The 14766-nt window shown below is 49.4% G+C and carries 14 protein-coding genes and 1 tRNA gene; 4 read left to right on the top strand and 11 right to left on the bottom strand.

Going from position 1 to position 14766, the window contains the following annotated elements; all coding sequences use genetic code 11:
* Positions 1-8: 8 nt before the first annotated feature.
* Positions 9-1730, top strand: coding sequence for an ATP-binding protein (locus LF929_RS18010; protein WP_226093204.1), 1722 nt, complete (start codon positions 9-11; stop codon positions 1728-1730).
* 138 nt (positions 1731-1868) lie between these two features.
* On the opposite strand, the gene LF929_RS18005 is transcribed toward LF929_RS18010, so the two are convergent.
* The 4 genes from LF929_RS18005 to LF929_RS17990 form a co-directional block, all read right to left on the bottom strand.
* The gene (locus LF929_RS18005) at positions 1869-2822 is read right to left on the bottom strand and encodes a DUF4868 domain-containing protein (RefSeq protein ID WP_226093203.1); all 954 of its coding nucleotides are present in this window, start codon (positions 2820-2822) and stop codon (positions 1869-1871) included.
* A complete protein-coding gene (locus LF929_RS18000) occupies positions 2806-3396 on the bottom strand; it encodes a hypothetical protein (protein ID WP_024108193.1) in 591 nt (196 codons plus the stop codon). Before LF929_RS18000 ends, LF929_RS18005 begins: the two co-directional genes overlap by 17 nt.
* 490 nt (positions 3397-3886) lie before the next feature.
* The gene (locus LF929_RS17995; protein ID WP_035044538.1) at positions 3887-4153 is read right to left on the bottom strand and encodes a helix-turn-helix domain-containing protein; all 267 of its coding nucleotides are present in this window, start codon (positions 4151-4153) and stop codon (positions 3887-3889) included.
* 104 nt (positions 4154-4257) lie between these two features.
* Entirely contained in the window at positions 4258-4518 is a 261-nt protein-coding gene (locus LF929_RS17990) for a helix-turn-helix domain-containing protein (protein ID WP_071603807.1), read from the bottom strand.
* A gap of 120 nt (positions 4519-4638) precedes the next feature.
* Here LF929_RS17990 and LF929_RS17985 point away from each other — a divergent pair, with 120 nt between their 5' ends.
* Positions 4639-4860 (top strand): helix-turn-helix transcriptional regulator, encoded by a 222-nt coding sequence (locus LF929_RS17985; protein ID WP_024108195.1) that lies wholly within the window; start codon positions 4639-4641, stop codon positions 4858-4860.
* 969 nt (positions 4861-5829) lie between these two features.
* Here LF929_RS17985 and LF929_RS17980 read toward each other — a convergent pair.
* From LF929_RS17980 to aspA, 7 genes are all read right to left on the bottom strand, one after another.
* Positions 5830-7089 (bottom strand): integrase arm-type DNA-binding domain-containing protein, encoded by a 1260-nt coding sequence (locus tag LF929_RS17980; RefSeq protein ID WP_024108196.1) that lies wholly within the window; start codon positions 7087-7089, stop codon positions 5830-5832.
* Between the two features lie 163 nt (positions 7090-7252).
* A tRNA-Phe gene (locus LF929_RS17975) sits at positions 7253-7328 on the bottom strand.
* Between the two features lie 161 nt (positions 7329-7489).
* Positions 7490-8065, bottom strand: a complete 576-nt coding sequence (locus LF929_RS17970) for a transcriptional regulator (protein WP_038903254.1) — start codon at positions 8063-8065, stop codon at positions 7490-7492.
* A gap of 92 nt (positions 8066-8157) precedes the next feature.
* On the bottom strand, positions 8158-9921 hold the full coding sequence (locus LF929_RS17965) for a protein-disulfide reductase DsbD (RefSeq protein WP_226093202.1): 1764 nt from the start codon (positions 9919-9921) through the stop codon (positions 8158-8160).
* Positions 9897-10277, bottom strand: coding sequence for a divalent cation tolerance protein CutA (gene cutA, locus LF929_RS17960; RefSeq protein WP_226093201.1), 381 nt, complete (start codon positions 10275-10277; stop codon positions 9897-9899). Before cutA ends, LF929_RS17965 begins: the two co-directional genes overlap by 25 nt.
* A 114-nt stretch (positions 10278-10391) precedes the next feature.
* On the bottom strand, positions 10392-11693 hold the full coding sequence (locus tag LF929_RS17955; RefSeq protein ID WP_226093200.1) for an anaerobic C4-dicarboxylate transporter: 1302 nt from the start codon (positions 11691-11693) through the stop codon (positions 10392-10394).
* 173 nt (positions 11694-11866) lie between these two features.
* Complete coding sequence (gene aspA / locus LF929_RS17950; RefSeq protein WP_016943169.1) at positions 11867-13306, bottom strand: aspartate ammonia-lyase; 1440 nt, start codon at positions 13304-13306, stop codon at positions 11867-11869.
* Between the two features lie 445 nt (positions 13307-13751).
* Here aspA and LF929_RS17945 point away from each other — a divergent pair, with 445 nt between their 5' ends.
* Positions 13752-14255, top strand: coding sequence for an FxsA family protein (locus LF929_RS17945; RefSeq protein WP_038903257.1), 504 nt, complete (start codon positions 13752-13754; stop codon positions 14253-14255).
* A 205-nt stretch (positions 14256-14460) separates the two neighbouring features.
* Positions 14461-14754 (top strand): co-chaperone GroES, encoded by a 294-nt coding sequence (locus tag LF929_RS17940; protein ID WP_013316258.1) that lies wholly within the window; start codon positions 14461-14463, stop codon positions 14752-14754.
* The last annotated feature ends 12 nt before the right edge of the window (positions 14755-14766 follow it).

Below are 14766 nucleotides of genomic sequence, written 5' to 3'. Positions count from 1 at the left end.
GAGGGGATATGGCATTGTTTGAGTTTGAGGATGAACAAGCATTAGGTAAGGTTGCATCGGTTGATACTACAACAGTGATCATTGATGTGGCAGTACCTGAATATCTAAAACGACTCCAGGTTAATCGACTTGTTGTCTTGCAAAGTGCAAGGCCAGGGCAACATTTAATTGGTCTGATAACACAAGTAACAAGGAAGAAAATAAACAACATATTAGATTCATCTGAAGATGAAGATCATGAACTGAATCTATGTAAAATTGCATTGATCGGTACATTACTTGATAGAGATGGGGCTAGGTATAATGTTTTTCGTCGTACTTTAGAAAGTGTTCCAGAAATTGACGCAAATTGTTTTGCTCTTGAAGGGGAAGAATTAACGGCGTTTATGAGAGTTCTTTCAAATGCGACTAGTCAGGGTAATGCATTAACGTTAGGAAAATATACGCTTGATGATAATGCTACTGCGTATTTGAATGGGAATAAATTTTTTCAGAGGCACGCTTTTGTTGGTGGAAGTACGGGGTCTGGCAAGTCATGGACGACAGCAAAAATTATTGAGCAAATGGCTAGTTTGCCATCTGCCAATGGTATTGTCTTTGATATTCATGGAGAATATTCCCCCCTTTCTTATCAGGGTGTTAAACACTATAAGGTTGCAGGTCCTTTAGAAGTAGAACAAAATAAGACCATATCCGATGGTACTATTTACCTTCCTTACTGGTTACTCTCTTATGAGGCATTGGTCTCTTTATTTGTCGATCGTTCCGACCAAAATGCGCCAAATCAGGCAATGATCATTTCCAGAGAAATAAATAAAGCAAAGAAAGATTATTTAGAAAAGGGAAATTATCAGAATATTCTTGATAGTTTTACAGTTGATAGTCCGGTTCCTTTTGATATTGATTTTCTTCTGGAAAAATTGAATGAAATAAATTCTGAGATGGTCGATGGTGCCAGAGGTCAAAAGATGGGGGAGTTTAATGGAAAACTTTCTCGTTTGATATCTCGGCTTGAGAATAAAGTAACAGATAGGCGTCTTGGTTTTTTATTTAAAGGCGGAGATGATACTTTACGTTTTGACTGGTTATCTGAGCTTGCTAATATCCTATTAGGAAGTACTGCTGAAAATGGTGAAGGCGGCATAAAGATAGTTAACTTTTCAGAAGTGCCTTCCGACATCCTCCCTCTGATTGTTTCTTTAGTTGCACGATTAGCATTTTCTTTACAACAGTGGACACCTTCTGATTCTCGGCATCCGGTGGCTCTTTTGTGTGATGAAGCCCATCTTTATATGCCCCAGAGAAATAATGCTGGTGCAGCAGATGATATTTCCATCGATGTTTTTGAGAGAATAGCTAAAGAAGGAAGAAAATATGGGGTTAGCTTGGTTGTTATCAGCCAGAGGCCCTCAGAAGTCAACAAAACAATGTTAAGCCAGTGCAGCAATTTCGTCTCAATGCGTTTGACAAATTCAGATGATCAATCTGTTGTGAGAAAACTTCTTCCTGAAAGTTTAGGGGGATTCAGCGATATTCTTCCTACACTTGATACAGGTGAAGCATTAGTTGTTGGTGATGCCAGTTTGCTTCCCAGTAGAGTCAGGATTGATGAGCCACTTTATAAACCGAATAGCGGTACGGTTGATTTCTGGGATGAATGGCAGAACGATGCGACGACAGGGCGGATATCACAGGCAATTAATAACTGGAGGAAGCAGGGTATTCAGTAAAACCTTAGAAACAGAAGTTAATAATTATTATTGAAAATGATTATCTTCCATAATAGTTTCAGATTCCAGAATACCAACTAAAGAGGAGGTATCTGGAATCTGTCGTCTAAAATGTATTATCGAATATCAAAGCTACGATCATACATGTCCACTCATGACTGGTGCTTTTGTAGCAGAGTCGAAAAATTCATCATTAATAGGGGAGCGTAATCTATCGTTATTAAGTAATTTAAGAAGCAATTCTACAGTTTCCTTTTCAACAATGATTTTCCCATTCGATACTTTAAGTTCCCATTTTTCCTTATTATTAACACGGATCAGCTTTTGTATATAATCAGATTGTTTATAATATCCAGATTTCTTAATTGATGACAACTTTCTCAGATGGTGAAGATTGACGCCAACGAAATCTCTGATGATTTCAACGTTGTCGAAAATATTGAGTGCAGTAAAATCATTTAGTACCTCTTCACCATTAGCTTTCATGCCTTCTCGGAAATTCATTGAACTTTCAAACTGTTTCTTATTCGCAATAAAGGTTGTGCCATTATAAACAAAGAAATCATATATTGGGTCTATAAGAAAGACCTCTTTATCATCAATATCAACGAGTTTATGATTTTGGAAGAAAACGGCATTTTTCGATCGGACTTTCTTGGGTTGTGTATCAGAATTAATTTTCCGCCAAGCGAAAAGTCGTTTATCCCCTTTTTCAAAAAGTGAAATATAGGCCCAGGAGTTGAGAAGTTCATCGTAACTTTGAGCAAATGGGCTTTTGAAACCATTCTCAATTTGTTCTGCAACTTTCACAAAATCTGTAACAGCAGTATCGATGGTGAAAAGAGCGTCATCACCGTCTGCATTATTGAAATCATAGGGAGCAAGGTGAAAATCTTTATGCTGTAATTGTTGTTTTATATAGCCATAGAAGCGTTTCTGAAGTTTTTTATCTATTTTTACACGGAGCACATTATAGTGTGCATTCTTCTGAGATATCTTTCTTTTTACCAGCCAGAATGAAACAGACCATTCACTAAAATCTGTTGCTTTAATTTCGTTAAGCTGTTTCTTGAGTTTACTTATGCCCATCATTTTCTCCTGACTGATTATGCCCCGATTGTGCAGCTATATATAGATAGTGAGAAAGTCGCTCTAACTGGCAAGAGTCGCCAATACTAATTGGCCTGCGGGTAATGACCATTGCCTGAATTTCTTCATTACCACGTTTAAATGTACAATCAATCAACATATATCCGCTTATTGCAAGAATTGGATTGATGAAAACGGTTTGCGTACGATAAGCCATTATAAATAAAACACAAAGAAATACTGAAAGACCTAGCGCTGTTTGCCAATCACTTAAATCAACTTTCATGAATGACAGCATGTAAGGTATGGTATAACCAAACATATCTCCAGATTTATTCGCTGCTTTTGTTATGGTCGTAGGTAATCCCTCATCAACTGATTTGACTACCTGAAGTGTAATTATACTACTACTCACAGCTATTAGAAAAAGAACGCAACTAAGAGTTGGCGTCCGAAATAGCCAGTATTCAGAGGTGTCAATATCCTTGATAATTATTATTATCATTAGTGGAGCATACGCACTCAAAAACAGCAATACTGAAACCAGCGGGCGTAATCGAAGGGATGGATCATTCATAGATGCTCCTTTTGAGTCTCATCACTGTAAAGGAGGTATTAGTTGGTGCGAGCGAAATTAAATCTTTTGATGAAATGATATATTTATACATTTTCAATTTCTCCTGAAGGTTGCAAATCATTACCAGAAGACACCAGAAAAGTTCAACAAAAAACCTCTTACTGTCAATTGCTGAAAGCGGTATTGTAAGTATCCCACCAAAACGGCCCATTCATCTTTAGAGATCTTCCGACATACTGATTATTTCCCCTGAAGATATTCCTTACTGGCGACATATAACGCGCTTGACGTCTTTTTTATGTCGTTCATCCGGCTACATATCAATGGTGGGTCGGGCAGAGGCGTCACAAAACGCGCCAGTGTCCAGTAAGGCCGGTAAGACCAACTCCGTCCGGTTCCACCACCAATAAGATTGGTTTCTTAGGTGGTAGTTAAAACAATCATTTGCCATATTATTGGTTTAATTTTCAAAACCATTATATAGATTAATTTATTTTTTCCATTGAACCATTTCACCATTATGTAATTTTAAAATTATTTCCGAAAAATCATCATCAACCGTATAAAAATAACACTCCGGCACATTAAGCACCTTAGCAAATGCGCACATCATTTCAAATGTTGGGCGATGTATACCGCTTTCATATTGGGATATGCGTGATCGTGCGGTGGCTTCTTCAATACCCGCCAGTACGCCTAGCTTTTCCTGAGTGAGATTTGCTCGTAGGCGGGCAGTTTTAAGGCGAATGGGCAGCATAATGGCACCATCAATAAGAATATTGATAGCATGTTTAGCACTACTTTACATGATGGTTGCTTAGACTTCCTGAACAATAGGGAGGGGGACTTATTTTGCATTCATCAGGAATGGCGCTGATGTTTAAGGTAAAGCTCCAGGATCATGTCAGCAAAATCATCGTTTACCGTATAAAAGTAACATTCCGGCACATTAAGCACCTTTGCAAATGCGCACACCATTTCAAACGTTGGACGATGTATCCCACCTTCATACTGAGACACGCGGGAACGTGCAGTTTCTTCCTCGATGCCAGCAAGAACTCCCAGTTTTTCCTGAGTGAGATCAGCCCGTAGTCGGGCAGTTTTGAGACGAGCTGGCAGCATTCATTACACCATCAATGATCATAGATTGACTTAGTGTTTAGCATTACTTAACATCGTGGTTGTTTAGACTCTCTGAACAAGTGATGTTTAATGTGAGGCTACAGAATAAGGATCATGGCGATGATTGATAAGGACTGGCACCCGGCTGATATCATCGCCGGGTTAAGAAAGCGAGGAACAACACTGGCGGCGGTTTCGCGTAACGCGGGGTTAGCGTCTTCCACGCTGGCAAATGCGCTAACAAGACACTGGCCTAAAGGGGAAAAGCTGATTGCGGAAGCGCTTGGTGTTTCGCCTGCGGAAATCTGGCCTTCCCGTTACCTCAAGTCAGAAAATCGTTAAAGTAAAACAGGATCTCCCGAACCGTTATCGGCCTGGGTCGGTAACGGTTCGGGAGAAGGCAAGCGAAGCGCGGCAGTTTACTTTTATCGATAAATTTCTCAGTGAGTCGCGATAGTGAGTGTCACTATTATTGGTTCCATCATCTTCGTCTGTTATTCGCCTCATGAGATTGCCTCATTAGTTCGCCTCACGGTATGAGCCGATGTGATGCGCCGACAGCGTGAGGCGAATGCGGTGGCCGCAATGCAGTCATGTGCCGGAAAATACATTTCCCGGCACAAAACGGCGTGCGCCAGTTCATGCGGGCTGGACGCCCTTATTGCCTGGCTCATGGGGGTAATGTCGCGGCTGAACGCCACGCCAAAACCCCCAAGGTCAACGGCGGCACACCGTCGCGCGCTACGCGCGACCAACCCCTTTAAGACGCGCGTTTTAGCCTGTTATTTCTTTTCCTCGCTGGCTCGGTGCGAAATAACGGGAAACGCCGCTTTAAATGGGTTGGTCGCGCCACGCTACCGGCTGGTGGCCGGAGACTTAGCGGCGACGGTGTGCGGGGCAAGCCCCCCACAAAAACCGGCGCGTGGGCGCGCCTATTTGCTCGCTGGGGCGGCAAATTTTTTGCGGCTCCCCCCGGTCTGCAAAAGCCGCGTGGGCGCGGCTGTTTGCTGATGGGTTCGGCGACGCAAATTAACCTTTTCTGCGAAACGGAATTTTCTTGCTCCACGCCACTTTTTAATTTCTGCTGTTCGCATCCATTAAAAAGCCATACAAGCTCGGTCTGTCATATCGCTTGTCCCTGTAAAATCGGGTCATTGCGATGGTGACAGAATCCCGCTGTTGTATCAGGGATGTTCAGTGCTCGCTCTGCTGCGCTCCGCCTCAGCCCTAATACAACAACGGCGTAGAGAAATAAGAAAGCCGCCTCTGTTCGATCAGAAGCGGCTTATTCCATCGGTGCATCCGTCTGACTCAGGCGACCTTAATCGACTTCTCAAAGCGATAAGCCGGGATGAATTGATGCTGGCAGACATCGAGATAGTCTGACCACCATTGCATCATCTGCGTGCGTTCGTCGAGGTGCTCCGCCTTGTGAATATAGGCGGCGCGAACGTGGTTGCGCTCCTGATGGCTCATCTGCCGCTCCACGGCATCTTTTGACCATCGACCTGATTCAATCAACGCGCTACATGCTATCGTGCGGAAGCCATGCCCGCAGATATCCGCCTGCGTGTCGTACCCCATCGTTCGCAGCGCCTTGTTGATGGTGTTCTCACTCATTGGTTTACGCGCATCGTGATCGCCCGGAAAGAGCAAATCCCCGTTGCCGGATAGTAGTTTTAGCTGCTTCAGTACCGTTACCGCCTGTTTTGACAGCGGCACCAGATGCGGTGTTTTCATTTTTGCACCACGCTCTGAGTGACGCACACCCGTAATGGGCTCCCGCTGTGCGGGAAGTGTCCACATGGCGTTATCCAGATCGATTTCCGTCCAACGGGCAAAACGTAATTCGCTCGAACGGATAAAGATCAGCAAATTAAGCTGTACCGCCAATCTTGTCAGCAGTCTGCCGGAATAGCCTTCGATTCTTTCCAGTAGTTCCGGCAACCTTTCTAACGGCAGGGCAGGGTAATGGTTTTTTGGCGGCGGGGTGATTGCGCCGCAGAGGTCATTGGCCGGATTGCTGGCAATCAGTCCTTCCTGTACGGCGTAACGCATGATGACTGTCGTGCGTTGCTGTATCCGTGCAGCCGTTTCCAGACAACCCTTTTTCTCCGCTACCCGCAGCGGGATCAGCAGGTTGGCGGTTTTCAGGTCGGTGACAAGGACATTGCCGATGAGCGGGAAAACGTGCAGTTCCAGTGAACGCAGGACTTTGGCGGCGTGTGCCTCACTCCAGCGAATGTTCGCGGCCACCCACTGACGAGCGATGGCTTCAAAGGTATTGCCGTTTTTCTTCGCCTGTTTGTCGTGCTGTTTTTTTACGCCGGGATCGTCCCCTGCGCTGAGAATAGTCCGGGCTTCTTCACGCAGTTTACGGGCACTGGCAAGCGAAACCGTCGGGTAAGCGCCAAACGCCAGCTTCTTCTCCTTGCCGCCGAAGCGGTACTTAAGATGCCAGAGCTTGGAACCGTTAGGTTTGATTAGCAGGTATAAACCTTGCGCGTCGCTGAGTTTGTAAGGTTTATCGAGCGGCTTGGCGTTGCGGATGGCGGTATCAGTCAGAGGCATGGCGGGGGCTCCGTAGTTTATCGAACCGACAGGCCCCCAATTAAGCCCCCAAAAACTACGGATGTCAAAAAATCTGGCAGTACCTTGAGGTACTCCAGATTTTCATCAAATTACTGATTTTTCTATGTTCCCGGACATATAGGCACGTCCCAAAACAAAAATATGGTGCCCGGACTCGGAATCGAACCAAGGACACGGGGATTTTCAATCCCCTGCTCTACCGACTGAGCTATCCGGGCAACGGGGCGCATTAAACCGGATTCAGGCGTCTGCGTCAACGTGAATTCACCCACTTTTTGACGGTTTGGCTGCTTTTTCAGCGTTTATGCGGTTTTTGCGTAAATAAACAACAACATCCGGCGCAATGCCATGCTTTCAGAGGACGTCGGGCGTGAAAACATTACGCCAGCGCGCCGTGTTTACGGCACATGGCGACCCGCAGTACGTCTTCTGCCAGCCGTTTTGCCACGGTGACATCGGATAACTGGCGTTTTACCAGTAACTTGCTCAGGCAGCCTTCCAGAATCAGTTCCAGTTGTAGGGCCACCATGTCGGTGTCGTCGGTTTCCAGCTCTTCCAGCAGGGCTTTGGTGTACTGGTACGAGGCCTGCTTTTGTTGCTCGGCAATCTGATGGATAGGGTGGAGAGGGTCAGGATAGGCGCTGCAGGCCGCAATAAACAGACAACCGGGAAAACGGTGCTGGCTGACGGCATCCTGTAAACGTTGGTAGCGCTCCAACAGCTTTTGCTCGGGGCTGAGGTGTTCATCCAACTGCACCTGCTTGCGCCAGATACTGATTTGCTGGCTGTGGTAACGCAGGCTGTCATACAACAGCGCCTCGCGGTCAGGCCAGAAGGGCAGGAGTTCGGCGGGAGAAACGCCCAGTTGGTCTGCCAGCATCTCCAGCGTTGTATCGGCGAATCCGCGCTGCTCCAGTAACGCCAGCGCCTGTTCCAGTACTTCTTCGCGTTGCATCATGCTTCTCCTGCTTGTTCACTGTCACTAACCAGTGTGGTTTATCCCCGCTATCTTTCAAGCCCAGTGCCGACGGCACGCTATCGCTCGGGTTAGCGTTTTAGCGTTTGCAAATGTGCGGCAAAGGCGGCGGCATCCATGAAGCCAGTGACGCGTGAGCCGGGAATTTCCTGGCCGCTGGCATCAAAAAACAGAATCGTCGGCAGCCCCAGTACGTTTAACTGTTTTAGCAGCGTTCGCTGTGCTTCGTTGTTGGCGGTGACGTTCGCCTGTAGCCGCTGCATGGTAGACAGTGACTGCTGCACGGCCGCATCACGGAAGGTGTATTTCTCGAATTCCTTGCAGGCCACGCACCAGTCGGCATAGAGATCAAGCATGGTGATACGGTTATCGTTGTGATTCAGCGCGCTCGTCAGTTCCGCCAGCGTATTGGTCGGCGTAAAACTCAGCTGGCTGGTGTGGGTTGGCTCTGCCTGTACCGGTGTGAAGAACCAATCCTGTAATGGCCGGGCTGCCAGTAGCGCCCCCAGCAACAGCAGAATCTGTACCACGCGCATGACACCGGCATGACTGCGCAGGCTAAGGGCAAACGCCCAGCCGAAAAATGCCACGCCGAGCAGCGCCCACAGCCGCCACTCCCAGGTATCGCCCAGCACCCTTCCCAGCAGGAAGACCGGTAATGCCAGAATGACAAACCCAAACCCCTCTTTGACGTGATTCATCCAGGGGCCGCGTTTGGGCAATAACCGGTTGCCGAACAGGGTAATCGCCATCAGCGGCAGGCCCATACCCAGTGCATACAAATACAGTGAACCGCCACCCGCCAGCAGGTTGCCACTCTGCGCAATATATAGCAGCAGCGCGCTAAGCGGCGCGGTGGTGCAGGGCGAGCAAATCAACCCAGCCAGTGCACCCATCGCGAATACCCCGACAACGGAACCGCTTTGCTGGCGGTTGCTCCACAGCGTCAGGCGTGTCTGCAACGATGACGGCAACTGCAGGCTATAGACGCCGAACATGGATAGCGCCAGTGCCGCGAACATGACCGATAAGCCTGTCAACACATAAGGGTGTTGCAACGCAGCCTGAAAGCGCAGCCCGGCGGCGGCCACGATCAGGCCGAGCAGGGTGTAGGTCAACGCCATGCCCTGCACGTACACCAGCGTCAGCAGCAGTGTGCGACCGGTCGATAAACGTTGCTGGCGACCGAGAATCAGCCCGGAGAGCAGCGGATACATCGGCAATACGCAAGGCGTGAACGCCACGCCGATACCAATCAACAACGCCCACAACGGCGAAAACGGCAGCGTCGGCGTATGCGTGGCGTCTGGCTGCGGCACGATGGTGGCTGGCGTTGCAGGTGTGTCGGTGTGTGTCGTACTGGCGTTTATCGAACTAGCGTTTGTAGAACTGGCGTTTGTTGCACTCAGCGGTATCGAACGGGTTTCCGGCGGGTAGCAGAAGCCCGCGTCGGCACAGCCCTGATAGGTGATGCTCAACGCCGCACCGGACGGCACATTACGCAGGGGGACGTTGAGCGTCAGCGACTGGCGGTAAATAGAAACATCGCCAAAAAATTCATCACGGTGTGATTCGCCTGGTGGCAGCGTCACACCCGGTGGCGCGATAAGCGTGCTATCCAGCTTGATTTGCTGGCGATACAGGTAGTAGCCAGGGTGAATCTGCCAACTGACGGTCAGTTGATCGCCATGCTGTTGAAAATCCAGTGCGAAGGCTTGGTCGACCGTCAGAAACTGAGACTGGGCGCTGCGCCCGAACGGGTTTTGCGCCGGGGCCAGAGGGCTGAAAAACAGGCTGAGGCACAGGAGCGTCAGCGTAAGGATGCGTTGAGCCATGAGAGATAGTCGCTGTCGCCACCCTCGACCGGCAGCACCAGCAGTTCTGGTGTCTGGTAAGGATGCTGTTGTTTCAGGTGAGTCAGCAGGGCGGACTGGTGTTCCCTGTCGCTTTTAAGCAGCAGTTGAATCTCCGTCTGCTGTTCCAGTTTGCCTTCCCAATGGTAGAGGGAGATTGCGCCGGGCAGTAAGGTGACACAGGCGGCCAGATGCGCTTGCAGCGCCGATTGGGCCAGTTGTCGGGCGCTGTGCTCATCGGGGGCGGTACACAATACCACCACGGCACTGTTGGGTAACGCTTCATTATTTAACAACGGGTCGCTGTTTAACAGCGGAGTGTCGCTGGAATCAGACATCGTGACCTCGATAACGGTAACGGTGGACACACTATACCGTGTGAGGTGGGGAAGCGTAAGGTTGGATCGGCGCCAGCACGCCGATCCGAAAAAACTTTACGAAAGGAGGGAGGGTTACAGCACCATGTTACCCACGATAAAGCCGAAGGCGACCGACAACGAAATCGCCACCACACCGGGGATCAAAAACGCATGGTTGAATACATATTTACCGATGCGAGTAGAACCGGTGTCATCCATTTCTACCGCCGCCAACAGTGTGGGGTAGGTAGGCAGGACGAACAGTGCTGATACGGCAGCGAACGAGGCGATGGCAGTTACCGGGCTCACACCCAACATCAGTGCCGCTGGCATCAGCGCCTTGGCGGTAGCCGCCTGCGAATAGAGCAGCGTCGCGGCGAAGAACAGCACGACGGCCAGCATCCACGGATGGCTCTGCAACAGTGTGCCTGCTGTGCTCTGAATATCGGTGATGTGTGCTTTAACGAATGTGTCGCCCAGCCAGGCTACGCCCATGACGCACACACAAGCACTCATACCGGATTTAAAGGTACTGGCGCTGAGGATCTGCGCGGTATCAACGCGGCAGGTGATGCAGATAAGCGTGGCGATTGTCAGCATGAAGACGACGATCGCTTCGTTACGTGGCAGCACCGGGTTTTGAATCAGCCCAACCGTGTCGCTGATAGCGGTCGCGTATAACACCACAGCGATAATACCGATAAGAAACAGTCCAACGGAGAGTTTGGCACCAGGTTTCAGTTCCTGATGGCTGTGACCACGCAGTGTGACTTCGCCTTTGCGCAAACGCTCCTGATAGATCTCATCATCTTTCAGCTCTTTGCCGAGGAAATTGGTGAGGATAGCGGTCAGTAGAATGGCAATCAGCGTACTGGGGATGCAGATGCCAAGCAGTGCCAGATAGCTCACGCCTTTCGGTTCGAGCAGGCCTGCGACGAAAACCACCGCCGCAGAGATAGGTGAGGCGGTGATCGCGATTTGTGACGCGACAACCGCTATCGACAGCGGACGAGACGGGCGGATGCCTTGTTCTTTTGCCACTTCAGCGATAACTGGCAGCGTAGAGAACGCGGTGTGACCGGTACCGGCCAGCAGCGTCATGAAATAGGTCACCAGCGGAGCGAGAAAGGTGACGTAACGCGGCTGACGGCGCAGCAGTTTTTCCGCCAGACTGACCAGATAGTCCATACCACCGGCTATCTGCATGGCAGCGATAGCGGCGATAACCGCCATGATGATTTCGATGACATCGAACGGGATAGCACCCGGTTTAATGTGAAGCCCTAGCGTTAAAACCAGTACGCCCAACCCGCCGGCAAAACCGATACCGATGCCACCGAGCCTGGCGCCCAGATAAATAGCGAGGAGTACTATAAATAGTTCCAGAATAAGCATGTTGATGTTCCTTCTGATTTTGTTGCCCGTGACATTGCAAAACGTCTTTCCATATCTTTTTCTTATGGTTATAGCTAAAGGTTGGCCCTTTGCGGCGCGGAAAAAAGAGTGGATAGAACAAAGGCACGCAGCCCTAATGGACTGACGTGCCTTACAGAGAAGACGGTACGGAATTAGGACGCGTCTTGGTCTTCGGTGTAGCGCTTGGCTTTGTAAGCCGGGTGCATCAGGTTCTGTACAGAGAAGATGTCATCCAGCTCAGCTTCGGTCAGCAGACCGCGCTCCAGCACCACTTCACGCACGCTCTTACCGGTTTCGGCGCAAATCTTACCGACGATATCGCCGTTGTGGTGACCGATGAACGGGTTCAGGTAGGTGACGATACCGATAGAGTTGAACACGTAGGATTCGCACACGTCTTTATTGGCGGTGATGCCTTCGACGCATTTTTCCAGCAGGTTGTAGCAGGCATTGGTCAGAATCTGGGTAGATTCGAACATAGCCTGACCGATTACGGGTTCCATCACGTTCAGCTGCAACTGACCGGCTTCGGCTGCCATGGTGACGCAGGTGTCGTTGCCAATCACTTTGAAGCACACCTGATTGACGACTTCCGGCACAACCGGGTTGACCTTGGCTGGCATAATGGACGAGCCCGCCTGCAGTTCCGGCAGATTGATTTCGTTCAGACCGGCACGCGGACCAGAAGAGAGCAGACGCAGGTCGTTACAGATCTTGGACAGTTTCACCGCCAGGCGTTTCAGCGCGCCGTGTACCATGACGTAAGCACCGCAGTCAGAGGTCGCTTCGATCAGGTCTTCGGCCGGTACGCATGCCAGTTTGCTGACTTCGGCCAGTTTCTGCACCGCCAGTTGCTGGTAGCCTTCCGGTGTGTTCAGACGCGTACCGATAGCGGTCGCGCCCAGGTTCACTTCCAGCAGCAGTTCTGCGGTGCGCAGCAGGTTTTTGTTCTCTTCTTTCAACAGCACGTTGAAAGCATGGAACTCCTGGCCCAGCGTCATCGGTACCGCATCCTGCAACTGGGTACGGCCCATTTTCAGGATGTTTTCGAATGCTTTCGCTTTTTGTTCAAAGCCGTCGCCCAGTACGGTGACCGCTTCGACCAGTTTCAGAATGCTGGTGTATACCGCGATACGAAAACCGGTAGGGTAGGCATCGTTGGTAGACTGACATTTGTTGACGTGGTCATTGGGGTTCAGGTACTGGTATTCCCCCTTTTTGTGGCCCATCAGTTCCAGACCGATGTTGGCTAGCACTTCGTTGGTGTTCATGTTGACGGATGTACCCGCGCCGCCTTGGAAAACATCGACTGGGAATTGATCCAGACATTTGCCGTTGACCAGCACTTCGTCACAGGCTTTGATGATGGTGTCGGCAATCTTGCGCGGTATGGTTTGGAGTTCACGGTTGGCCATGGCAGCGGCTTTTTTCACCATCACCATGCCGCGTACAAATTCTGGCACGTCACTGATTTTCTGGTTGCTGATATAGAAGTTTTCTATAGCACGCAGTGTGTGAACGCCGTAGTACGCATCAGCCGGAACTTCTCTGGTACCTAACAGATCTTCTTCAATACGAATGTTATCTGACATGAGAGCCTTCTCTTATACTTCTGTCGATTAGAATTTATAGGGTGTATCGTCTTACCGTGGAGTACAGCAGCAGAATGTTTAACCACCATGCTTGCTGTTGCTATTATGATATTCTGTTGGTTAACCGAATTTCCGTTGCCCGGATCACATATGGGCAGTCATTTATCTCCTGGCGCATGATCTGTGATGAGGGTCATGACCTCATAAAGAAATAGTTAGATACCTCATCAACGTGGTTGAAAAAAGGCGACTGCACTACCATCTCCTTGATCAGCGCCCGCCAATAATGGGTAAATGGCGTGTACGAGTATAAGGTACTGTACCACGCCGACTGGTCGTATCTTCATACCTGATCATGATGACAGCGCGAGGTGTTCTGTATCACCGCGTGATGTTGAGTAAACATTTTTATCAATGAGTTAGCTATTAACCACAGGAGCTTGGGGTGCGCTGGTTACCGCTTTTACTGATTTTTCTGTTCGTTTACATCGAAGTCTCCATCTTTATTCGGGTGGCCGATGTGCTGGGCGTTGCGGTCACGCTGCTGTTGGTCGTGATGACGTCCTGCATTGGGATCTCCATGGTGCGCAACCAGGGAGTGAAGAACATTATGCTGATGCAGCAGCGTCTGCAGGCGGGAGAAAGCCCGGCGGCTGAGCTGGTTAAGAGCGTGTCGTTGATCCTGGCCGGTTTCCTGCTGGTGGTACCGGGGTTTTTCACCGATTTTCTTGGCTTATTGTTGCTGCTGCCGCCGATACAAAAACACCTGACGCTTAAACTGATGCCGCATCTGCAAGTCTGGGGTGGGCGCCCCGGGCCGAATAACCGCGGTGGTCAGGGCAATGTGTTTGAAGGTGAGTTTCAGCGTAAAGATGAGCATGAGCGGTTGGATCAATCCGACAACGATCATCACAACGACAACCCACCGGGCGGTTCCTCGCAGCGTTAAATCTGACCCCTGTGGGGCGTTGACTGGCGTCGGGCGCGTTTGTCGCCGGGGTTTGGCAGAAAAATTTCATTTAATGCAAAAAAAATTTCTTTCCTCCCTTGAAGCGTCGTGAAACGTCCCCACTTAGTTCACCACAAGGCCGGATGTCAGATGCATCCGGCATTTAACCTAAGCTGATATGGACTTTCTCAAAGGAGAGCTATCAATGAAAATTCGTCCATTGCATGACCGTGTAATCGTCAAGCGCAAAGAAGTTGAGTCAAAATCTGCTGGCGGCATCGTTCTGACCGGTTCTGCAGCGGGTAAATCCACCCGTGGTGAAGTCCTGGCTGTTGGCCATGGCCGCATCCTGGAAAACGGTGAAGTGAAACCGCTGGACGTAAAAGTAGGCGATATCGTCATTTTCAATGATGGCTATGGCGTGAAGACTGAGAAGATCGACAACGAAGAGGTGTTGATCATGTCTGAAAGCGACATTCTGGCGATTGTTGAAGCCTAATCTTACGTAATC

The organism is Dickeya oryzae (genome assembly GCF_020406815.2).
Classification (GTDB): Bacteria; Pseudomonadota; Gammaproteobacteria; order Enterobacterales; family Enterobacteriaceae; genus Dickeya; species Dickeya oryzae.
Note: the sequence above shows the minus strand (reverse complement) of the source record. Positions and strands in the feature narration are given on the sequence as shown.